Source organism: Helcococcus kunzii ATCC 51366 (genome assembly GCF_000245755.1).
GTDB classification, from domain to species: domain Bacteria; phylum Bacillota; class Clostridia; order Tissierellales; family Peptoniphilaceae; genus Helcococcus; species Helcococcus kunzii.
The window spans coordinates 97,318-119,366 of sequence record NZ_JH601089.1; the positions used below are offsets into that span (position 1 = coordinate 97,318).

The window sequence follows — 22,049 nt, forward strand, 5'->3', positions numbered from 1 at the left end:
TTTCTATTTATTTTTTATTCATTACTAAATTTAACATTTTTTAAATTATACCTCTTGACTTTTAATAGTTAGTCTTTCTTTATTCTTTTACCATGTCGTCAGCGTGTAAAAGATAATTGGTAAAACCACGAGTGCCGATTTTATAACCCTCTGCGGTAATACGTGGATTGACTAACTTTACACGCTCCTCAAAGCCAAAATGCTTCTCGCCAGCTTCAACTGGAAGCACGACCACAATATCATCTGCTCTTTGAACATCAGAATAGAGGTTATAGCTTCTTGATAAGACAGTTAGCTGTCCGTTGATTCTTCGCTGTACTACTTTATCTTCGCCAGCAAATTCTAAGTTTCCGAATGTTTTTTCCATGTTGGGAATCACAAATTTAAGTTCCATATTTTTACCTATCCTTTCTTTTTATGGTTGAATGAATCTCATTTGCTTGACGGTCTTCACGGTGGAGAACGACCTTTTTTTGTTTTCGTGGTACCACGTCCTTTCTAATTCTAATTTTTAAGCAAGAAAAAAGACGCTCATATTTGAACGTCTCACTTACAATATTTATTTTTCTAATTTGATATTATTAGAAGTCAAAGCCTAAAAGATTGCGATTTTCCGACAATATAATAGAACTCTTCTCTTCCACTTCTTTAATAACAGAGTCATAGTTTCCTAGCTGATATTTATTTACTGAAACAATTATCTGTTTGTTTGATACCTCTGAAATATTATTTAGTTGACCTAGCATCCCCACTATTTGCCGAGGGTCAATCCCATTATAGCAAGATGAATCTTGAATCATAATTTCCAATTGATTATTATATCTACAAATTAAATAATCCATCAAGTTTTTCTTTACTTCACCAACCCCTTCGCCAGTATCACCTTTAAGTGTAAACTCAAAAATAACAGGTCTATATGTTAAATGCTTGTTTCTAATTTTTATATCGAAATAGGAATTTACATCTGTATCATATATAGATTTTGTTATATCAAATATAAAATCTCTGTATGCCTGAATTAAAGTATCATATTCCTTTCTTAACTGTGCGGCATGACTAAAACTTGAAACTAAATTGGAATCTTCTACAGTAATGGTATCATCAATATTTTTGACTTGAGATAATTTCCCTTGCCTATATTTAACTTCTTGTAAATCATTATTATATTTCTCGTATAGCTCAATTGATTCTTTATAGACTTCATTTTCTGAAATAATTGCGCCAATTTTATCGATTGCAGTGGCTAAAGAATCAATTTTTTTATTCATTATTTCCATTTCAGAAAGTATTATGCTTCTTCTTTGATTCAGAAAATCTTTTCTTTCTTCGTAGACTTTTCTATGGAATTCTTCAACTTCATCAATGGTCTTCTTTACCATATCGGGAACTTCTTGCTTTGCTTTATTAAAAATTGCTAAAATGTGTTCACTTGAGATATCAACCTTATTTGAATCTTCTATAAATTGTAATAATCTATCACTCTCAAACTTATTTTTCTCATAATTTCTCTTTATGCTTTTTAACTCTTTGCTCTTCTCTGAATATTCTTCAACGACATCTTTCTGTATATCTGCAATCTCAATTGATTTTATTTTATTACTTACTTTTTCTAATTCTGCAGTAAGTCGTTCAACCTCTTTATCAATAAAATATATTTCTTCATCAATTTGCTTGACATCAAAGTTTCCATAAAAAGAAACTAACTCCTTCTTATTTGTCTTTAATTCTTTTATGCGGTCTTGAGAATCATAAATATTCCCTATTTCCTCTAAAATATCTTTTAGGTTCAATAATTCCAAACAACTGATTACATCATCTTTGCCAGCATTGGTTCTTTGACTAATTTCAGTTGACTTTTTACTTAAAATAATTTGTTTTCCAAGTAGTCTTCTTTTTAGCTGAAAGAAGTCCTTGTAGTCTGACAAGCTATATACTTTTCCATCTATATATATTTCATCAGAGTTTCCTAATGTTCGTAAAATAGTGAAGTACTTACCCTCATATTTTACCGTTGCTTCTAATTTAAAACCATGAATTGGCTCTTTAACCATAGCCAAATCTTCATTTGCACCAAAAATGTAGTCAATGAACTTGAGCAGCAATGTTTTACCTAAACTATTTATCGTTCCTTTTAGGTTTGCCGGATTTTGTATATCAGCGTATATAAATGAAACTCCTACTTCATTAAAATTTATATCCTCAATTGGCTTCCCTTGGGGATTCTTGATTATTAATTCTAATATTTTCATTTACAATTTCCCCTTTCTCGTTATAAGAAACCATATTTGATAGATACATAAACTCTAACACATAAATATACTTTTGATAAACTGGAGCATGTTTGAGCTTATTTGTTTTAACATATTTCTTATTAAAGTTATTCCATAGTTTGTCGACAGTAAGCTTTTTATCACCCAATGTATCTAATAATACAGCACTGATACCAATAAAGCTCTCGGTTAAAGAAGTATACTTATCCGGTAATATCATTCTTATCACCTCTCTTTTTCAAATATATCACATTTATCAAATATATAGACTATCAGAAACTTCATTGGTACATCTAAATTCCACTTATCCTGAGAGTATGATAACATCTCATTTACCAATGTATTATAAAGCTCTACTCCGCGAACTTGTGCTGATAATTCAACATACTTACTTATAACTTGTTCTTTTACTCTTTCAAACTTATCTTCATATAGTATATCTTGATTAATCGTATTCACAGCATTTTCTACAACATCTAATTTAGAAATTATACTCTCTATTTCATCTCTTTTTCCATCCAGAGAATTGATTGATATTTTTTCAACCGAGGATATTCTCTGATATGATTGAGTCGATTCACCATTAATGGATTGACAACTAAGATTACCTGAAATTCCAATTATTAAGTCCATAATTATTTGCTCATTAATAGCATTATAATCCATCATATTCCTAACTCGTAAAGTTGCTGAAATTCTTTTTAACACTTCAATATCATTGATTTCTGTTAAAATATCACGAACATAATCCGTATTTGTTACTCTATATTGGAAAGTTATTGCATATTTTTCTTTAAACTCGTTGACCTTTTTTTCAAAAAATCCTTCACTATCGTGAGGAAGATTGTTGTCAAATGTATTAACAATAAATATAAAATTATTTAATCTTCCGTTCCATTTTTTTTCTTCATAAATTATGTTTAGCAAACCACTTAAATCTTCAACAAATTTGTCTTGAATCTCTTTTTTCAAAGAATCTTTTAATCTAGTAGGTGCAAAGACCTGATAAAACAATCCATCTTTAAGGACACAGCCATCATTTTTTTGATCACCACCATAAAAATCTGGCATTTCATAAACTTTTCCCAAATACTTATAATATACAGCTAAAATTTCTTTTAACTGCAACTGATAGTTAATACCCGTTACTCCTTTGAGAAAAGAGACAACACTCTCTATATAATCATATCTATCCATGCATTTCACCTCCAAAACTTGGTTGCGTATAATCCCTTTTTATTCATAACATTATATCACTATTTACATTCTAAATAATACTTGCTTTTAATATTATTTTGTATCCCCACACTCCATATCAATCACTACAGAAACATTTATATAGTCCTTAATCACTTTATTTCTGATTTTATCACCCTCACCAGTAAAGACAATATGCTTGTAAAAGTGCTTGAAATAAAGGATTTCTACGTATCTGCTCGTTGTAGCAACACAATAGTCTCAACATGGATTGAGTTGTCATTATGGATAAAATTGGTTATTTTTCAAAAGCTTCGTATGTGAGAATATATTCTTAAAGAATAAGTTAAGTTATTCATCATAAGTCCAAACTTTCCTTGTTTAACAAAAAATCAAATAGATTAATAGTGAGTATTCCATTTTCATCTAAAAATGGGGTTATTCTATCTTTTACGATAATAATTTTCTTAAATGAGTCGTCAATATTTAACAGGGACGCTTTTTCTTGATTTATTTTTTCGATTGATTGAAGACTATAGGCGGATTGAATATAATATCTTTTATTTCCAAGATTGGCTATGAAGTCAACTTCCAGCTGTTTCTTTATATCTTTGTTTTTATTACTTTCTCTTTTTATTACCATACCTACATCTACCATATAGCCACGATATCTTAATTCATTATAGATAATATTTTCCATTAGGTGAGTTGGTTCTATTTGCCTGAAATTTAATCTTGCATTTCTAAGCCCTGCATCTTCAAAGTATATTTTATAAGGAGTACCTATATATTTTCTCCCTTTAACATCATATCGATAGACTCTTTTTAGTATAAAAGAATCTTCAAAATATCCTATAAATTTATCAATGGTATTGGCTGAAATCTTTGATTGTTTTATAGACTTAAAAGTTGAAGCTATTTTACTTGGATTAGTAAGACTTGAAATTCCTGATGCTAAAATATTAAGTAAATCTTCTAATTCATTCGTTAAACGTATGTCATACCTATGAACAATATCTCTCAAATATACGTTTTCGAGTTGCCCCTTTAGATAATTCATCTTATCTTCATCGTTTTTCATTAAAGCCCCAGCTGGTAAACCGCCGTAAACTTGGTATTGCGCAAAAGCATCTTCTTTATCACCATTAAAAGTTTGAAGAAATTCCGAAAAAACTAGAGGCATAACATGAATTTCATCTCCTCTACCTGCAAATTCAGTAATAACATCCTTTGATAAAAATTTAGAGTTACTCCCAGTAACATATACATCAAAATTATCTTGACGTAAAAATCCATTTAAGACCTGCTCAAAGGATTTAAGCAATTGTACCTCATCTAAAAGGATATAAAATTTTTCCCTATCATTAGTTTTGCTCATGATATAGTCTAAAAACTTTTTAGGATCTACTAATCTTTCACCACTTAGTACATCTAAATCCATTAAATCTTCGCCAATTTTTAATAAATCTCTTCCTGAATCAAAAGCAAATTTTATAATATGCTTATTATCTACTCCATTTTCAAGCAAATGATTATAAAATAGATTATTAAGCAAATAAGATTTTCCGCTCCTTCTAATTCCTGTAATAATCTTAATGAAACCATTATCTTTTTTTCGTATTAATTTATCTAGATAGTAATCGCGTTTTATTTCCATAAATCTATACCTTTTTCTATTTAGAATTATTTCCGTTTTGGAACTTAATCTAAGTATATCATAAAAGATAAACTCATACTTTAGATTTTTAGAATCAAACCTCTAATTTTTCCATAATACTAGATATGTTTTTTATGTTTTCTGATATATTATCAGTGTTTTTAGTATCACTCATGATTTTTCCATCTTTTAAAAATATAACCCTATTTGCATATGCTGCAGCATTCATATCGTGAGTTACCATTATTATCGTAGTGTTGTCTTCATTTATATTCTTAAATATTTCCATTACACTCTTACTCATCTTAGAGTTTAATGCCCCTGTAGGCTCATCTGCAAATAATACCTTAGGAGCGTTAATTAAAGCTCTAGCTATTGCCACTCTTTGATACTGGCCACCAGATAAATTACTAGGACTCATATATTTCATGTCCTCTATGCCAAGAGTTCTTAATAATGAATTAGCTTTCATTTCTATATCTTTTTTTGATTCTCTCTTTAGTTTTAATGCTGGATACATAATGTTATCTAATACACAAAGATTTTTTAATAGGTATGGTTTTTGAAAAACAAACCCCATCTTAGATAGTCTAATATCTTCTAGTTCTTCATCTTTTAGATCCTTTAAATTTCTAGAGTCAAATACAATACTACCGCTATCTACTTTATCCATTGCGCTTATAGAATATAAAAGTGTGGATTTACCAGATCCAGAACTACCCATAATAGCTACAAACTCAGAATCATCAACACTAAAACTTATATTATCTAATACCAGGTTATCACCAAATTTTTTGCATATATTTTTTATCTCTATCATATGTTTTCACCTCTTATGTTGAGATTTTTTATATTTCTAGCTGCTAAATATGTTGAAATTATAAGAATAATAAACAGTATCACCACATATCTAAAATCAGCCAAAGTTACTTCTACATTTATCTTTGAAATTCCTAAATTTAAAATCGTAAAAATTATACTTATGACTGAAGATATGGTAAATAAAAGAACTAAAATAGCTATAACAAATCCCTTTAAACCCGAGATAACACTAGCTAATATCTCCTCTTTTATTATCTCTTTGGTTTTTATGCCCATATGCTTTTTGGATAAAAAGTAGTCGCTATATTTTATAACTCTAAGTTTTTCAAATAATATCACCACTATAAAAACAATAGAAAGTGCGATAATTGATACAATGAACGATACATTTTTTAATTCTCTAGCCACAGGGCCAAAAACCTGGTTAACCATCTCATCACTTTTATATATCTTGTAATTATCGTCTAATACATCTAAGTTTTTGAGACTACTTTTTAAATCTTCACTTATTTTCTCATAGTCACCATCTATATAAAACACAGATTTTTGAAAATCATAACCATTGAATCTGAAACCCGTCTTAGCAGTCTTGCCACCACTAGTGATATCCTGATATATCCCCACAATCTTTAGTCTTATATCTTTATCTGCTACATTTATAAATATATCATCACCTATACCTAAACCGAGTTCATCCGCTATCATATAAGATATTGCAATCTCTTTTTTGCCATTATCTACATGACGACCTACTATATATTCTATGTTATCAGCTATATTATTTCCAACTTCTATCTGAGCAGATATGCTTTCATGTTTATTATTCGTGATTTTTTGACGATATATATCACTAGTTTTGTAACTTATATAATCACTATATTCATCTAGAGTTTTTGATATCTCGTTGATACTGTCTTTACGCCCTGACGATTCATATATCTCTATGAAGACTTCGCTTTTTTCTAATCCCATATATGATAAAAACTTATCACCATCAAATATCTTACTCATACTTGTCGGGAAAATCATAGCTAATGAGCTAGCAAATACGAGTAGAATTATAATCCCATATCCACTTTTTGAATTGTGAATTGGCATTGCTATATCAATAGGCATATTTGGTAGTCTTTTTATTTTTTTCTCACTACTTTTACTAAAACCTTTATTTTTTACCATGATGTCAATAACCGATAATTTTTTTATCTTTTTTAATGTAGTTTTAACAAATGTTGTTATTATTAAATACATTATCAAAGCTATAACAATAGATATCATATATCCTAGAAGACCTATCTTGATATGTCCAAATATCCGTTCAATTCTACCAGTCATAAATTTCGTGAAAATATTAGATATTATATATCCAAATACTACGCCAACAAATGAGATCAGCCTAAACTTATTTAGATACAGATTTCTAATATCCATATATGATATTCCCATAGCTTTCATATTACCTATTACAAGTCTATCTTCCTCTATCTCCATCATAATCACATATCTAAGTGAGACTAATGATATGATCATAAATATAATGCCGGCTACTAAAAACATGAGAGAATTTATGATATCTGTGATTGCACTTATAGTCACTATTAGATTATAAGTTACTGCTTGGCCATTTTTGGGAAGTCCAGATTCTTCATACATGACTTGGTATCTATTTGCATAGTCAGGATCTTTAAAAATCGATTCTATCATATATTCAGTATCTTTAGAGTTTTTTAGAAGATCATTATAATCGTTATCAGATAATAAAAATCTCACAGATCCTGCCATACTCGTATTCATCTGAGCATCATACATTATATTAGATACTTTATATTCTCTATATCCATCATCTGTTTTATATCTTAATATATCTCCAATCTCTATGTCATAATCTTCTAGAAGAATCCTAGGAACAGCTATCTTTCCATCTTTTATCTCTAGTATACTTTTATCCTTATCTAATAAATAATCAAACTTTTCACTTTGCTTAACTATAGATATATCTAATTTAAAATTTTCAAGACTTGTATTACCTGCGCTATTATCTTTCTTAATTACATTAAAATCACTTCCATAGGTATTTATTAAAGTTATAACTTGAGAATCTTCTACATAATCTATATTCTTATTAAAATCTTCTATCTCATCTATATTTATTTCACCCTTGTGAAGCTGTAAAAAATGAGGAGGCCTAGCTACTTCATATAGTGAAAAAATAGAGCTAAATAAACTAAAACAAGTCAAAAACACAGATATAATAACCGCTACTGAAAGCGATATAAACAATGTTATTATGATATTATTTTTAAAATTCTTTTTTAGGTCATTTTTTAAAAATCTATATTCCATCTTTTTCCTCCATTTGACTTATATTTTTATTATTTAATGTAAACAAAAATACTATAGAAAATAGTATACCAACTATTATTAAAAGTAAGCCTATACCTTTACCTGGTCCTACACCTAAAACTCTTAAAAAAGTGTTAGATAATATACCGTCCTCTCTCATCATAGGTTCAAAAACATTATCTACAAGAGGTCCTGATATTAGAAAGGCAGCCACAATTCCTATCTGAGTTAGAAAGCCAATAATACCCCAGGCTCTACCTTGGAGTCTATTAGGAATAGAGTTTCTTACGAGCGCATCAGCATTTGCATTGATAAATGGTAGAGTAATAAAAAACATAAAGATAAATATAACAATAAATATTAGTGAACTAGAAAATCCAGCCAAAGATATAAAAATACCAGAAACTATCCCTGCTATTCCAAGAGATCTAGAATAGCTTAGCTTTATACCTCTTATTCCTATAAAACCACTACCTACTAAAATCCCAAAAGCACATATAGATTCAGCTATCCCAAGCATCTTCTCATTAGCAATATTTAATATCATTGGTCTTACTAGAACTTGAATAAAAGCCATCAAAAAACAAGCTAAAAACATAAGAAAAACCAGATTACTAACCCCTTTATTGCCCCTTATTATTTCTAGACCCTCTCTTAACTCTTTTATTATATTCTTTTCGGTTGTGGTTTTATCTATGTCTTCATCTATTATATTTTCATCATTTTTTAGAGAGTTTCTGATTATTGTAAGTATAATAATTGTAAATAATACTGTCGATATATCTATAATTAGAATTAGATCTATGTTCGATTTAGCTAGGATAATACCAGCTAAAGCAGGCGATATCAATAATTTAGAACTAGCCGCCAGTTGCAAAAGCCCACTAGCCTTATCATATTTATCAGATGGTATAAGGTCTGTTACGGTCGATTTATATGCAGGTTCTAATATGCCTAAAAATACCGAGCTGACCCCGATAGCTATAAATATGGGAACTATTGTATCAGACATATTAACACTGGCTCTAATAATATATAAAATATAAAGTAGGCACAATCCAGATAATACATCACCCATAATCATTAAAACCCTTCTATCATATCTATCTGCTAATATACCACCTATAGGGTTTATCAATATAGCTGGCAAAAATGATATAAGACTTAACATAGCAATATCAGATACTTTACCAGTGAAATTATATACATATAGCGATAGGGCAAAAGCTGTCATGCCGCTTCCTATATTTGCAATCATTTCGCCTATCCATAAAAGAATAAATCTTTTCATTTAATCCTCCCTAATCATAAAACTATGAATCTTATCAACATCTACGGCTAACATATTAGCTAAAAGCTCTATAAGAGCCATAAATATAGATTCTTTTTCATCATGATTAAAATCAATAACACCATCATCTAATAGATTAATAGCAGAGCATAAAAATATGTACATGCTCTCTTTTGGATATTTACAAGAAAAAACATTAGATCTGTTCCCCTCTTCTATGATTTTTTCAAAATATGGTGTCACATCTTTTAAAATGCTATTTAGAGTCTTTTGATGTAGTAGAGCATTTTCAGGCTTATGCATATGATCAGTTATCATCTTATGATTTTCTACATTAAGAGCTGATATAGCCATAAATAACTTTTCATCTGGTGATCTATCTAATGATGCAATCTCACTAATGTTATTTACAATCTCTGCATTAACTTCATTAATCACCTGATCTAAAAGATCTTCTTTTGATTTGAAATAGTGGTAGAAAGTCCCCTTAGCTATACCAAGTTTTTTTATCAGATCATTAATACTAGTATCTTCATATCCAATAGAAATAAACATCGACCTAGCCATATCTAATATCTCAGATTTTCTATCGAAATAATCCATTCTCTCATGTCTTTTTTTATTATCCATTTAAACCATCCTCACCATACTAACCGACGACCGGTCTATTATTAGAATAAACTCTTAAATTTAATATGTCAACAAAATTTGCATAAAAAAACCAACACACAAAATCTGATGTCGGTTTATTTTTAGATTATAGAATTTTTATTCTATCTATAGGTGTCCTATTATATTTTCTATATTATCTTAATTTACTTAGATTCTTGTTTAAAAGTCCTTATATTTATCTTATCAGAATATATATCCATAATTAATTTATAAACAAAAAAAGACATGGTCCATAGATAAACTCTAAGCTCATGTCTTACTAACTTTTAAAGAAAAATGCAACATATAAACCAGCTACTAAATTAGACACTGTATGTATAATAAAACTTGGAATAATTGATCCCTCTGATAACTTTTCGTTGATATATCCAATAGCAAAGGCTATACACCCTGTAACAAAAATAATTAAAAGAGATTTTAATACACCTACAATAGGAAAAAACATCACTCCGTGAACCAGTCCAAACAATAATGATTGTATAAGATTTCCATTATTAAATCCTATTTTACTAACTAGCCTTTTAAGTACAAATCCCCTAAACAAAATCTCCTCAGGTAAAGCAGTGTTAAGGGCTGCATAAATTATAATAGGCAAAATAGCCTTGAATCTAAGTCCCGCAAACTCACTAGTTGCATTATTAACTCCACTTAGACTATTTAGAAAAATTATGCCTATTATTAGATAGATAATGGTTACTATCAATATTGATAATATCAAAGTCTTGTCTACCCTTTTAATTCTTTTAAGCCCTATCCATTCAGTAAATTTCTGATTTTTTCTAACTTTAAAATACCAATAAACAAATGGTATAAGTGAAAATAAAACAATTTGAATTAAACTACTAATAAGTTTATTAATTACTAAACTCATATTGCCCCCAGTATATAATATATAAATATATTTTATTATGCCCATATATGTATATTTAAAACTTATAAAATGTAAAAGATTTTCTTCAACTATATACACATATAAACCTTATCTATAAACTATAATATTTAATTAAATCTCTTAAGTTAATTGCCTTTTGAATATTTTTCATAACACCATTTTGATATCTCAGCTAACAGATCTTTAGGCAAGGACCTAGAATATGGGAGTCTTATCGTACCTTTAGTTACATCATAATCTGTTAATTTATCCCTAAAATACTCAGTTGCTTCATCTCCTGGATATACTCCTATATGATTTTTTGACGAATCAAATTGAATAATATTTTTACCCTTCCAATATGTGGGTATGCTCCAAGATATTTTCTCTATCGCATCAGAAATAGAGTCACATATAATTTCACGAATTTCTTCTAAATATTCCCTAACCTTTTCATCTTGAAAGTTTATATATTCATCTATTGTACTTACCTTTTTACAGTAATGACTCTGTCCTTTCTTACTGAAACTTCGACACATTCTGTACATCTCCACATTCTTATGCTCCTTACATATTTTCTAATATTAATTTACATCTTTACTCATAATGTTATAAAATCCTAGTTTAGACCTGTAACATGCATCCGATAACAAGTATAATTAAATTTGTTTTATTTATGATTAGTGATAGGTTTAAAATCATTATAATGTAGACATTCATTTTTTGATTCTAAGAAACATACATAAAAGCCAATACAAAACTTACTGCCTAAGATCTATCAATTACAATATCACTTCTTGTTCAACCATACACCTACTCCATAAGTATCAACTGATTATATTTTACTACATCCAAGGAAAGAACAAGAATCCTATATAAGTGCTGCCTACTTATTTATAATAATTTCTAACTTAGATTTAAATACCACTTTGAGTTAATCATATCTTTGTGTCTCCTCATACCAGTTGTAAAACTACTCTTATGTCCATGTAGTTTTTTTGGGTCTTTTTGACGTATCCTTCTTCATCTTTATCTAAGACAAAATGCTTATAAAACTGCTTAAAATGCAGGATTTCTAGATTTATACCTTTTGTATCAACGCCACCATCTCCACATGCCTCGAGTCGTCACTATAGATAAAAAGCTAACTTTAACGTTTTCACGAACATATCATAGGCTTTTTTAGCTTTTTCTTCGTATTTGCAAACATATCATAGAGGTTTTTATACTAGTACGTATTCAGAAACATATCGAGTTTTATGTTCTTGATAGATAATACATTTTCATAAAATTTCTAACTATATTTTGACATGAGAAAACCCCTCCATCCTTTTGTCCGGATTTTGGGTTCAGGTCATATAGGGAGGTTTTACATTATTTTTTTATATTCATTCCTACAATCATTCCAATTAACATTCCTATACCTATGCCCATTGGAATGTTCTCTGCGCCAAAAGCCGATCCTATGGCTGTACCAAAGCACATTCCTATAGCCATGCCCTCTGCCATGGCGCTATCATCTTCTTTTTTACTTTCATCTTTGTTTTTAGATTTCTTTATTATATAAACTACTAATATACATACTAAAATAAGTGGCAGTAATATTCTAAGTATTTCCATTTTCCCTCCTTGGTTAAAACTTAATTTAATTTCCATAATAATTTTAGCATACATTTCAAGCTTTATCTAAATGAAAATAAAAAAGACGAAGGAAATGAGCTGAACCCCAAAATCCGGAATACGGATGGAGGGGTTCAGGTCATATGTAGAATCTTTAGTCTATTTAACTTCTATTTTTATCCCTGACTTAAATTCAACTAGGATTGTATCTCCATTTATCTCAATACTTTCGATTAGTTTTCTTACTAGAACATCATCAAATCTATCAATCCTAATTTCTTTATCTTCGAGAAATTCTTTCATCTTTTTTAATCTTTCTTTCAAGCTTTCATTCTCTGCTTCCTTAAGCATGATTTCATTTTTCTCTTCTCTCAATTCTTCTAATTTTAATGCTAGTTTTGTGTAATCTTCTTTAGAATTAGCTTTTTTCAATACTTCTTTTTGTATTTCTAGAATTTTCTGATCAAGACTTAAAATCTTTTCATCTGAATTTTTTATTAATGTCTTTTCTATATTGCTTTCAATAATACTCTTTATATTTTCCTTTCCATCAATTATTTGGTTAATTGCAATTAGTACTTTTTCTTGAATCAGTTCTTCATATAATGTTTCTGCATTACATACGCAAGGTCCTTCTTCTATTCTTGTTAGGCATCTCCAAACTGGAACCTTTACTCCTCTATTTGTATATATTACTCGCCTGTAAATTTCTCCACATTTTCCACACCTTATTAAACTAGATAAGGCATACTTGCTACTATATATTCTTTTCTTTTTACTATTTTCATTAATATTAGCTCTTCTAGTTAATTCCTCTTGCACTTTCATAAAAATATTCTTTGGGATAATCGCCTCATGACTATCTTGTACATAGTACTGAGGTACAATACCATCATTTTTTACTCTTGTCTTATTTAGAAAGTCTACGGTATAAGTCTTTTGTAATAAGGCATCTCCCATATATTTTTCATTTGTAAGAATTCTCCTTACACTTGATGGAATCCACTTTTTTCTTCCTGCTCCTGTGAGGATATTATCTTTTTCAAGTCCTTTTGCAATATCTCTTAAACTTGATCCTTCTAAAAACTCTAAAAAAATTCTTTTTATAGTTTTAGCTTCATCTGGTTTTATTACAAGATTTCCATCTTCGTCCTTTGTATATCCTAAAAACCTATTATGATTGACAGATATCTTTCCTTGTTTAAATCTAAATTGAAATCCTAGCTTTACATTTTGTGATAAAGATTGACTTTCTTGTTGAGCAAGGGATGCCATTATTGTTAATAGCACCTCACCTTTAGAATCCATAGTATTAATTGATTCTTTTTCAAAAAATACTGGAATATTTTTCTCTTTTAGCTTTCTTATATAATTAAGGCAGTCTACTGTATTTCTCGCAAATCTTGATATGGACTTTGTAATAATCATATCAACTTCGCCCTTCATACAGCTTTCAATCATGCTATTAAATCCATCTCTCTTTTTTGTATAAGTTCCACTGATGCCATCATCAGCATATACACCTGCAAAATCCCAATCTGGATTATTTTTGATATAAGAAGCGTAGTAATTTACTTGTGTCTCATAGCTAGTAGCCTGTTCATCTGTATCAGTTGAAACTCTACAATAAGCAGCAACCCTAAGCTTTCTTTTTTCTTCTTTATTTAATATATTTCCTTTCTTCCTTTTTGCTGGAATTACAAATACATTACTTTCCATCTTTCACCTCGCATTCTATTAAGCTGTATCTATAGGATGCAAGTTCAAAAGGATCTAATATCTTTTTTTCTTCCTTTCTAATCTTAAACCCTATAATATCTTGATATGTTTTTTCATCACTAGGTACTCCTTTTCTACTATTTTCTTTTTCTTTTAATTTTTCATTTACCTTTTCAAATAATTCTTTTTCAATAATTTTGGGATAATAATCATCTCCAAGATATCTTTTATTTATTAGAATTCTTTTTACACATGCATGGGATTTTGTATTAAAGCCTGATTTATCTGATGCTCCAAGTAATGTTCCAACTTCAAGATATGAGAGGAATAGCTTTTTTAATATCCCACTTTCTTCATTATTTATTACACACACTCCATTTTCTATACGATATCCATATGGTAAATGTCTACTCATAAAGCACCTCCTCCAAAATAAATCCACATCGTAAATGGATTAGAAAAGAAGTTCTACTTTTTACTTCTATTTTGTCTATAATACTTTTAAATGCATCACCATTAAACTCTTCTAAGTATCTTTCATTCTCTAAAAGTTTAATAAGTTCTTTTAATCTTTCGATTTTTCTCTTATCAAACTTTAATCCTTTAGTCATTTTTTCTTTTTCTAAAATCAAATTTTTTTCTTCAAAAGCTATCTCATTACTTTCTTTTGCATATAATGATGGTTCAAGTATACCTGAAGAAAATATGCTTGATAAAGTAAGTTTTCTTTCAGTTAATTTTTCAAGCTTATTATTTATCTCATTTATTTTTAATAGTAAGTCCTTATCATCAATCTTTTCTATGTTTTGTAAAAGTGGTTTTAATATCTCCTCTTTTGAAAAGGCTAGTTTTCTAAGCATCTTCATAAAAATATATTTTATATCGCTATCTAGAATATATCTCATACCACATTTTTCTTTTCTACTTAAATGTTTTTTACAAGTCCAAGCAATGTAATTTTTATATGTTGAGTAGTGATGTCTTCTAATTAGTTTTGAACCACACTTTCCACAAATTAACTTTCCAGATAAAGGATATCTTTGTTGATACCTACTAGTATTTTTACCATTTCCTTTTTCCTTTGCATTTTGTACTAATAATTCTTTTACCTTATTAAAATCTTCATAAGATACTAAAGCTTCATGGCTATTCTTAACTAAATATTTTTGAAGTTCTCCATTATTTTTATTTCTTTTATAATTTTCATCTGTATATGTTTTTTGAAATAAAGAATCTCCTGTATACTTCTCATTAGAAAGTATTCCTTTTATTGTTGTACTTGACCATTTACCTCCCCTTTTAGTTTTAATCTTATTTTTTACTAGATGCTTTTCTATAGTGTAAAGACCATTTCCTGATAAATACATTTTATAGATTTCTTTTACTACATTTCCTTCCTCTTCATTTATAACTAGTTTTCCATCAACTACGTCATATCCATAAGGTGGTGTAGATATCTTGTATTCTCCATTTTCAAATCTCTTTCTAATAGACCATTTGTTATTTTCAGAAATTGACCTTGATTCATCTTCAGCATATGAAGATAGGATGCTAAGAAGTAGCTCGCTTTCCATAGATAATGTATTGATATTTTCTTTCTCAAAATATACTGCCACACCTAGACTTGATAAAGACCTTATCATTTCTAAACATTCAACGGTGTTTCTTGCAAACCTTGATATTGATTTAGTTATTATTAAATCGATTTTTTTTCTTTACAATCTTCAAGCATATCTATAAGTCCTAATCTTCCTTTTATTTTAGTTGCTGAAATTCCTTCATCATAATAAAGTCCTGCAAATAACCATTCTGGATTTGATTTGATATATTCCTCATAATATACTTTCTGTGCTTCTAAACTTATAAACTGATCTTCTTCAGATGTTGAGACTCTTGCATAAGCTGCAACTCTAATTTTCTTATCAGTATATAGTTCTTTTTTAGCATCAATTTTTGTTATTCTCACTTGTCTTTCACCTCCTTTTTTGCTAGTAACATATTCCCGTACAAGTAGCTATTTATCAAGCTTTACAGCATTATTTCTCCTAAAAAGGGAGTGAATTCTTCTATATTGTAACAAGTGATTTTTTCATATTCTTCAAGAGAAATTAGACCAAATAAGTACATTTCTACAAGTATTTCATTTGAAATATAAAAGTCTAATTCTTTTTCTATATTTTCGTAAGTTTTTTTACTATCCATTTTTACCTCCATGTCCTAAATTACTTCTTCACTATCCCTAGGACATTTAGGTCATTTTTGAGTAAAAAAATAAGACCTACGAGAAAAACTCGTAAGTCATTATGTTAAAGAGTTAATATTATTTTTTAGTTCAACAAACTGGGAGTTGTTTATTTATGATAATCCTCTATTTTGTATCTATATTTATTTAGAAGTTGTTTTGAATAAACTTTTTCATTCTTTGATTCTCTAACTTCTTTCCAAAGTATAGCTGCAGCTTTTAACTTATTAGAATAATTATTGCTGCATTTATCTGTACAAAAATCTTTTAGAAATTGATTCCATTGACAAGCCGAATTATCATACTTGGCATAATCTGACTCTCCATAATATATTTTCATCATATCTTGGATCGTAAATTTTATATCGTTATCCCTCTTTACTTTTCTCCAAGCAGTTGCCATATCGGCATTAAATTTAAACGGACTAACGCCTGTTACAGCTGAAAAATAATCTCTAAATTTTTGGTTAAAAGAAAAACCACAGTTAAGTAACGGAGTCTCTAAGGTTATAACTTCGGCTTGACTTTTGTTACCTTTACTCAAGAATTTTTCTACTTTATTTCCATTGAAATATTGTTCAATAATATAGTTCAATTCTTTCTTCGTACATCTATACTCTAATCCAAGAGACTTACAAATTTGTGAAAGTTCTTCTCGATACCAATAGTATTTATTAAATTCTTCAAATGATTTTATATCTCTAAAATCAGGTCGAATCTCTTTCAAACGCTTACCTCCATAAATTCTAATTTGTAGTTATTATACCATAAAAAATTTATATACCTTTTTCCCCCATCCATACCGTCGACACGACCTACAAAATATCCAAAGTGTTGCTACAAGCAAGTATTCAGGAGATATTTTTGAATCTTAATTTCAGATTTAACTATTACTTTAAGCTTCTAATCATAAACAGGAATCGATCTATTTTTTATCATCAATGGAGAGCCGTACTCATCAGTACCATTATCAATAAATCCAAGAGACTCCCAGAATCTTCGAGAATCTTCTTTCGCATAATTGAGAGCATAGTACAAAGCACCATCATTCTTTGTGTACTCAAAAAACCTTTGAGCACATTCGTGACCTGTTCCATTGCCTCTATAGAACGGGAATACCCAAAAATCAAGAATGAAACATTTCCCGTCCTCACTCTTGTAAGTGCAGTATTGAGAAGCACCGATCTTAACTCCGTCACGCACAAAATATACCATATGTAAAGTGTCTGGAGTGCGTAACATATGACTTTGTAATACATCTCGATACTCAACACTCTGGAAGTATTTCTTTTCTTCTTCCGTCGTTATCATTCCGTCATTCACCAAATACTGAAACTGAATGTCCCAATACTCGTTGATTTTTGAAACAGGTATCTCCTGAATGAATATCATTTCATCATCCCCCTCAAATTTTAATTTATATTACCTTTTTTACTTCATCTATACCGTTGACACAACCTACCAAAATATCTAAAGTGTTGACACGACCCTTTCATAACATTTATAGTGTTGCTACAAGTAAGTATTTGAAAGATATTTTTGAAGACTGATTTCAATATTTTTAATCTATAATTATCTAGTTCAAAATTCATAAACCTATTGATTTCAAGCTTTTTAGAACCCTTAGGTATCTATTCCCTTGTCATCAATACTAGAGCCTCGACGTGCCTCGAGTCGTCACTATGAATAAAAAGCCCCTTTTTACGTTTTCGCAAACATATCATAGGCTTTTTTAGCATTTTCCTCGTATTAGAAAACATATCATAGGGGTTTTTATACTAGTGCGTATTCAGAAACATATCAAACTTTATGTTTTTGCTATATAATACATTTTCATAAAATTTCTAACTATATTTTGACATGAGAAAACCCCTCCATCCTTTTGTCCGGATTTTGGGTTCAGGTCATACAAGAGTATTCTTTGAATAAAGAACAATTTTCTGACCTTGTTCATTATAGGAAAAACTATGAAAATTATTATGGGATAGAAGTGGAGAGATAAAAAGCTATAAGCGTTGCTTACATTTATTAAAAAGACTTGACATAATTCGTTTACAATAGTAAACTTGTTTCGAGTATACTTGTTCACATTTGTAGACAACTAGGAGGAAAGGAAAATGAGCACAATAGAATTTAATACTTATATCACAGATGCTGAGTGGGAAGTCATGCGTGTAGTTTGGGCAAATGATCGAGTAACTAGTAAAAAAGTCATATCCATATTGAAAGAAAAAATGGACTGGACACAATCCACTATCAAAACGATCTTAGGTCGATTAGTTCAAAAAGGCGTACTAAATACAGAGCAAGAAGGTAAAAAGTTTATTTACACTGCCAATATTGAAGAGAAAGAAGCCGTAAGGGATTATGCAGAAGATATTTTTAACCGTATTTGCAAAAAAAAAGTCGGAAATGTAATAGGAAGCATAATTGAAGATCATGTCTTAAGCTTCGATGATATAGATCGACTAGAAAAAATATTAGAGATGAAAAAATCTTTCGCAGTAGAAGAAGTGGATTGCAATTGTCCAGAAGGACAATGCGAATGTCATTTAAATCATCATGAAGAATAAGGAGGAATTTAAAATGAATAATGACAACAGATATTCGTCCCATAATCACCATGATTATGACGACATGTATAAGTTAAAACACGAGCATGGAATCACAGATGAACATGGATACCATAAGGATCAACATCAAGTACATCATGCTGGGCATGATCACAGCGGGGACAGTGGGCATGACCACCATCATGGAAACTTTAAGGAACTTTTCTTAAAATCATTGCCACTAGGAATCATTATTATGCTCTTATCCCCTATGTATGGATTTGAACTACCATTCCAGTTTACTTTTCCATATTCTGATATCGTAGTAGCTATTTTATCTACTATATTAATTATTTATGGTGGACGTCCATTCTATCAAGGCGCAGTTGACGAATTTAAACAAAAAGAACCTGGAATGATGGCACTCGTTTCTTTAGGTTTAAGTGTTTCATATTTATACAGTATTTATGCTGTGATCATTACCTACGTAACGGGTGAGCACGTGATGGACTTTTTCTTTGAATTTGCTTCATTACTATTAATCATGTTATTAGGTCACTGGATTGAGATGAAAGCTATTGGAGAAGCAGGAGATGCTCAAACAGAATTGGCTAAGTTAGTACCGAAAGATGCTCACGTTGTGTTAGAAGACGATTCAATTGAAATACGTCCAGTTGCTGACTTACAGGTAGGTGATTTAATTCGTGTTCAAGCTGGAGAAAATGTGCCAGCAGATGGAACTATCGAACGTGGCGAATCACGTGTAAATGAAGCTCTTTTGACTGGAGAATCAAAAGCAGTAAAAAAAGGTCCTGGCGATAAAGTAATCGGAGGCTCAACAAATGGAGAAGGGGTTCTTTATATTAAAGTGCTTGAGACAGGTGATAAGTCCTTTATCTCTCAAGTACAGGATTTAATCAGCCAAGCTCAAAGTCAGCCTTCCAGGGCAGAAAATATTGCTCAAAAGGTTGCAGGGTGGCTCTTCTATATTGCGGTCATTGTCGCGCTAATAGCTTTTGTAGTGTGGATGGTTATTGGAGATATCCCAACGGCAGTTACCTTTACTATCACGACATTAGTTATAGCTTGTCCACATGCATTGGGTCTGGCTATTCCATTGGTCACCGCCCGTAGCACAAGCTTAGGAGCCAGTCGTGGGTTACTGGTGAAAGACCGCCAAGCCTTAGAAATAGCTCAAGATGCAGATGTGATGATTTTAGATAAAACAGGTACTTTAACAACTGGTGAGTTTAAAGTATTAGACGTTGAACTTTTTAATAACAAATATAAGAAAGAGGAAATCATTGCCTTATTGGCAGGTATTGAAGGAGGTTCTAGCCACCCGATTGCTCAATCAATTATAAGTTTCGCCGAGCAGCAAGATATACGTCCAGCATCTTTTGATTCTATTGATGTGATTTCCGGTGCTGGAGTAGAGGGTAAAGCAGGCGGGCACCGTTACCAATTAATCAGTCAAAAAGCCTACGGACGTAATCTGGATATTGATATTCCAAAAGGAGCAACTCTCAGTGTCTTAGTAGAAAACGATGATGTTATTGGTGCTGTAGCTTTAGGGGATGAATTAAAACCAACGAGCAAAGAGTTAATTAAAGTTCTTAAAAAGAACAATATTCAACCAATTATGGCAACAGGTGATAATGAAAAAGCGGCTCAAGGCGCGGCAGAAGATTTAGGGATTGAATATAGATCAAATCAATCTCCACAAGACAAATATGAGTTAGTTAAAACACTTAAAGATGAAGGAAAGAAAGTTATCATGGTAGGTGATGGTGTAAATGATGCTCCTTCCCTTGCTTTAGCAGATGTTGGTATAGCTGTAGGTGCTGGAACTCAAGTTGCATTGGATTCAGCTGATGTCATATTGACTCAATCCGATCCAGGAGATATTGAATCATTCATTGAATTAGCACACAAAACAACTCGTAAAATGAAACAAAACCTATTTTGGGGAGCTGGTTATAACTTTATAGCTATCCCTCTAGCTGCAGGAATTTTGGCTCCTATTGGTATCACATTAAGCCCTGCATTAGGAGCAATTCTAATGTCTGTGTCAACAGTCATCGTAGCCATTAATGCTATTTTATTAAATTTAGATCCAAAAAATAACGGTTAACATATCGAATGATTGAAACTCCTTAAAGTATCAAGATACAATAGTTTTACAGAAAAAAAAGAGATGTAAGTACTGGCTCTTTATAAAATCGTGTTGGTAGAAGTAGACGATTTTTCTACCAACACGATTTTTAATTTATTATAGAACTGATTTCTTTTAAATCCTAAAAGCCACCTATTTCGACAGTTTTATAGCTTGTTATTCTATTTTCTTGACAATAATACTACCGTCTCCACATGGCTTGAATGGTTAGTATGGATAAATTTTAATATTTTAAGTAAGCGTCGTATGTGAGAATATATCCATAAGTATATTTCTTATGTTTTAAATTATCTCTAAATCTAAATTTACTTATAATATATAATTATCATCTGTGTAAATAAAATACTATAAATATAGTGGACGAGATTTATCTAAATTTATTTATTATTTTTGGTTTTGCTAATACATAGTCTTTTGAGTATTCTTCAAATAGAACTTCTTTTTTCTTGTTCAGTCTTTCTATTCGCATAATTTACCTCCCATATCACTGGCAAGGAAATAACACCTATTTTTAACATCCTACATAATTCTTCCTTCTCATATTTCTTTGGACAGATAAGAGAATTTTAAGTAAACAAAAAAAGACCTACTAAAGATTTCCTTTAATAGGTCTGAAATAT

Annotated in this window: 20 protein-coding genes and 2 pseudogenes; 3 read left to right on the top strand and 19 right to left on the bottom strand. The window is 30.2% G+C overall.

Annotated elements, in window-relative coordinates; genetic code table 11:
• Window positions 1–79: 79 nt before the first annotated feature.
• The 19 genes and pseudogenes from HMPREF9709_RS09170 to HMPREF9709_RS09255 form a co-directional block, all read right to left on the bottom strand.
• A complete protein-coding gene (locus HMPREF9709_RS09170; protein WP_005399346.1) occupies window positions 80–394 on the bottom strand; it encodes a YdcP family protein in 315 nt (104 codons plus the stop codon).
• A 187-nt stretch (window positions 395–581) separates the two neighbouring features.
• Window positions 582–2,249 (bottom strand): DUF2326 domain-containing protein, encoded by a 1,668-nt coding sequence (locus HMPREF9709_RS09175; protein ID WP_005399347.1) that lies wholly within the window; start codon window positions 2,247–2,249, stop codon window positions 582–584.
• On the bottom strand, window positions 2,200–2,490 hold the full coding sequence (locus tag HMPREF9709_RS09180; RefSeq protein WP_005399348.1) for an ABC-three component system middle component 6: 291 nt from the start codon (window positions 2,488–2,490) through the stop codon (window positions 2,200–2,202). Before HMPREF9709_RS09180 ends, HMPREF9709_RS09175 begins: the two co-directional genes overlap by 50 nt.
• A gap of 5 nt (window positions 2,491–2,495) precedes the next feature.
• Window positions 2,496–3,467: a hypothetical protein gene (locus HMPREF9709_RS09185; protein ID WP_005399349.1), complete on the bottom strand. Its 972-nt coding sequence runs from the start codon at window positions 3,465–3,467 to the stop codon at window positions 2,496–2,498.
• Window positions 3,468–3,825: 358 nt separating this feature from the next.
• Window positions 3,826–5,124 (bottom strand): ATP-binding protein, encoded by a 1,299-nt coding sequence (locus HMPREF9709_RS09190; RefSeq protein WP_005399350.1) that lies wholly within the window; start codon window positions 5,122–5,124, stop codon window positions 3,826–3,828.
• A 94-nt stretch (window positions 5,125–5,218) separates the two neighbouring features.
• Complete coding sequence (locus HMPREF9709_RS09195; RefSeq protein ID WP_005399351.1) at window positions 5,219–5,944, bottom strand: ABC transporter ATP-binding protein; 726 nt, start codon at window positions 5,942–5,944, stop codon at window positions 5,219–5,221.
• Entirely contained in the window at window positions 5,941–8,286 is a 2,346-nt protein-coding gene (locus HMPREF9709_RS09200) for an FtsX-like permease family protein (RefSeq protein ID WP_005399352.1), read from the bottom strand. The genes HMPREF9709_RS09195 and HMPREF9709_RS09200 overlap by 4 nt, the downstream gene beginning before the upstream one ends.
• Window positions 8,276–9,577, bottom strand: coding sequence for an MFS transporter (locus HMPREF9709_RS09205; RefSeq protein ID WP_005399353.1), 1,302 nt, complete (start codon window positions 9,575–9,577; stop codon window positions 8,276–8,278). The genes HMPREF9709_RS09200 and HMPREF9709_RS09205 overlap by 11 nt, the downstream gene beginning before the upstream one ends.
• Complete coding sequence (locus HMPREF9709_RS09210) at window positions 9,578–10,207, bottom strand: TetR/AcrR family transcriptional regulator (RefSeq protein WP_005399354.1); 630 nt, start codon at window positions 10,205–10,207, stop codon at window positions 9,578–9,580.
• Window positions 10,208–10,508: 301 nt separating this feature from the next.
• Window positions 10,509–11,120 carry a CPBP family intramembrane glutamic endopeptidase gene (locus HMPREF9709_RS09215; protein WP_040464292.1) on the bottom strand — a complete coding sequence of 204 codons (612 nt, stop codon included), beginning with the start codon at window positions 11,118–11,120 and terminating at the stop codon, window positions 10,509–10,511.
• Between the two features lie 146 nt (window positions 11,121–11,266).
• On the bottom strand, window positions 11,267–11,659 hold the full coding sequence (locus tag HMPREF9709_RS09220; protein ID WP_005399356.1) for an iron chaperone: 393 nt from the start codon (window positions 11,657–11,659) through the stop codon (window positions 11,267–11,269).
• Between the two features lie 835 nt (window positions 11,660–12,494).
• Window positions 12,495–12,740 carry a glycine zipper domain-containing protein gene (locus tag HMPREF9709_RS09225; protein ID WP_005399357.1) on the bottom strand — a complete coding sequence of 82 codons (246 nt, stop codon included), beginning with the start codon at window positions 12,738–12,740 and terminating at the stop codon, window positions 12,495–12,497.
• Between the two features lie 159 nt (window positions 12,741–12,899).
• Window positions 12,900–14,459, bottom strand: a complete 1,560-nt coding sequence (locus HMPREF9709_RS09230; RefSeq protein ID WP_005399358.1) for a recombinase family protein — start codon at window positions 14,457–14,459, stop codon at window positions 12,900–12,902.
• A complete protein-coding gene (locus tag HMPREF9709_RS09235) occupies window positions 14,449–14,874 on the bottom strand; it encodes a hypothetical protein (RefSeq protein ID WP_005399359.1) in 426 nt (141 codons plus the stop codon). Before HMPREF9709_RS09235 ends, HMPREF9709_RS09230 begins: the two co-directional genes overlap by 11 nt.
• Window positions 14,867–15,826 carry a recombinase family protein gene (locus HMPREF9709_RS09240; RefSeq protein ID WP_425357314.1) on the bottom strand — a complete coding sequence of 320 codons (960 nt, stop codon included), beginning with the start codon at window positions 15,824–15,826 and terminating at the stop codon, window positions 14,867–14,869. Before HMPREF9709_RS09240 ends, HMPREF9709_RS09235 begins: the two co-directional genes overlap by 8 nt.
• Window positions 15,827–15,982: 156 nt before the next feature.
• A pseudogene (locus tag HMPREF9709_RS10445) lies at window positions 15,983–16,425 on the bottom strand (recombinase family protein); the annotation flags it as partial.
• Between the two features lie 62 nt (window positions 16,426–16,487).
• A complete protein-coding gene (locus HMPREF9709_RS09885; RefSeq protein WP_005399362.1) occupies window positions 16,488–16,661 on the bottom strand; it encodes an SHOCT domain-containing protein in 174 nt (57 codons plus the stop codon).
• Between the two features lie 149 nt (window positions 16,662–16,810).
• Window positions 16,811–17,428, bottom strand: a complete 618-nt coding sequence (locus tag HMPREF9709_RS09250; RefSeq protein WP_005399363.1) for an SAP domain-containing protein — start codon at window positions 17,426–17,428, stop codon at window positions 16,811–16,813.
• A gap of 176 nt (window positions 17,429–17,604) precedes the next feature.
• Window positions 17,605–18,093 (bottom strand): GNAT family N-acetyltransferase, encoded by a 489-nt coding sequence (locus tag HMPREF9709_RS09255; RefSeq protein WP_005399364.1) that lies wholly within the window; start codon window positions 18,091–18,093, stop codon window positions 17,605–17,607.
• Window positions 18,094–18,604: 511 nt separating this feature from the next.
• On the opposite strand from HMPREF9709_RS09255, the pseudogene HMPREF9709_RS10450 reads away from it, so the two are divergent.
• The 3 genes and pseudogenes from HMPREF9709_RS10450 to HMPREF9709_RS09265 form a co-directional block, all read left to right on the top strand.
• A pseudogene (locus HMPREF9709_RS10450) lies at window positions 18,605–18,703 on the top strand (relaxase); the annotation flags it as partial.
• A gap of 115 nt (window positions 18,704–18,818) precedes the next feature.
• Window positions 18,819–19,274 carry a CopY/TcrY family copper transport repressor gene (locus HMPREF9709_RS09260; RefSeq protein WP_005399365.1) on the top strand — a complete coding sequence of 152 codons (456 nt, stop codon included), beginning with the start codon at window positions 18,819–18,821 and terminating at the stop codon, window positions 19,272–19,274.
• Between the two features lie 13 nt (window positions 19,275–19,287).
• Window positions 19,288–21,387, top strand: coding sequence for a heavy metal translocating P-type ATPase (locus HMPREF9709_RS09265; RefSeq protein ID WP_005399366.1), 2,100 nt, complete (start codon window positions 19,288–19,290; stop codon window positions 21,385–21,387).
• The last annotated feature ends 662 nt before the right edge of the window (window positions 21,388–22,049 follow it).

Coding starts and splice junctions, on each gene's coding strand:
- HMPREF9709_RS09170 (WP_005399346.1), bottom strand. CDS start 394: ATGGAACTTAAATTTGTGATTCCCAACATGGAAAAAACATTCGGAAAC.
- HMPREF9709_RS09175 (WP_005399347.1), bottom strand. CDS start 2,249: ATGAAAATATTAGAATTAATAATCAAGAATCCCCAAGGGAAGCCAATT.
- HMPREF9709_RS09180 (WP_005399348.1), bottom strand. CDS start 2,490: ATGATATTACCGGATAAGTATACTTCTTTAACCGAGAGCTTTATTGGT.
- HMPREF9709_RS09185 (WP_005399349.1), bottom strand. CDS start 3,467: ATGGATAGATATGATTATATAGAGAGTGTTGTCTCTTTTCTCAAAGGA.
- HMPREF9709_RS09190 (WP_005399350.1), bottom strand. CDS start 5,124: ATGGAAATAAAACGCGATTACTATCTAGATAAATTAATACGAAAAAAA.
- HMPREF9709_RS09195 (WP_005399351.1), bottom strand. CDS start 5,944: ATGATAGAGATAAAAAATATATGCAAAAAATTTGGTGATAACCTGGTA.
- HMPREF9709_RS09200 (WP_005399352.1), bottom strand. CDS start 8,286: ATGGAATATAGATTTTTAAAAAATGACCTAAAAAAGAATTTTAAAAAT.
- HMPREF9709_RS09205 (WP_005399353.1), bottom strand. CDS start 9,577: ATGAAAAGATTTATTCTTTTATGGATAGGCGAAATGATTGCAAATATA.
- HMPREF9709_RS09210 (WP_005399354.1), bottom strand. CDS start 10,207: ATGGATAATAAAAAAAGACATGAGAGAATGGATTATTTCGATAGAAAA.
- HMPREF9709_RS09215 (WP_040464292.1), bottom strand. CDS start 11,120: ATGAGTTTAGTAATTAATAAACTTATTAGTAGTTTAATTCAAATTGTT.
- HMPREF9709_RS09220 (WP_005399356.1), bottom strand. CDS start 11,659: ATGTGTCGAAGTTTCAGTAAGAAAGGACAGAGTCATTACTGTAAAAAG.
- HMPREF9709_RS09225 (WP_005399357.1), bottom strand. CDS start 12,740: ATGGAAATACTTAGAATATTACTGCCACTTATTTTAGTATGTATATTA.
- HMPREF9709_RS09230 (WP_005399358.1), bottom strand. CDS start 14,459: ATGGAAAGTAATGTATTTGTAATTCCAGCAAAAAGGAAGAAAGGAAAT.
- HMPREF9709_RS09235 (WP_005399359.1), bottom strand. CDS start 14,874: ATGAGTAGACATTTACCATATGGATATCGTATAGAAAATGGAGTGTGT.
- HMPREF9709_RS09240 (WP_425357314.1), bottom strand. CDS start 15,826: ATGTATTTATCAGGAAATGGTCTTTACACTATAGAAAAGCATCTAGTA.
- HMPREF9709_RS09885 (WP_005399362.1), bottom strand. CDS start 16,661: ATGGATAGTAAAAAAACTTACGAAAATATAGAAAAAGAATTAGACTTT.
- HMPREF9709_RS09255 (WP_005399364.1), bottom strand. CDS start 18,093: ATGATATTCATTCAGGAGATACCTGTTTCAAAAATCAACGAGTATTGG.
- HMPREF9709_RS09260 (WP_005399365.1), top strand. CDS start 18,819: ATGAGCACAATAGAATTTAATACTTATATCACAGATGCTGAGTGGGAA.
- HMPREF9709_RS09265 (WP_005399366.1), top strand. CDS start 19,288: ATGAATAATGACAACAGATATTCGTCCCATAATCACCATGATTATGAC.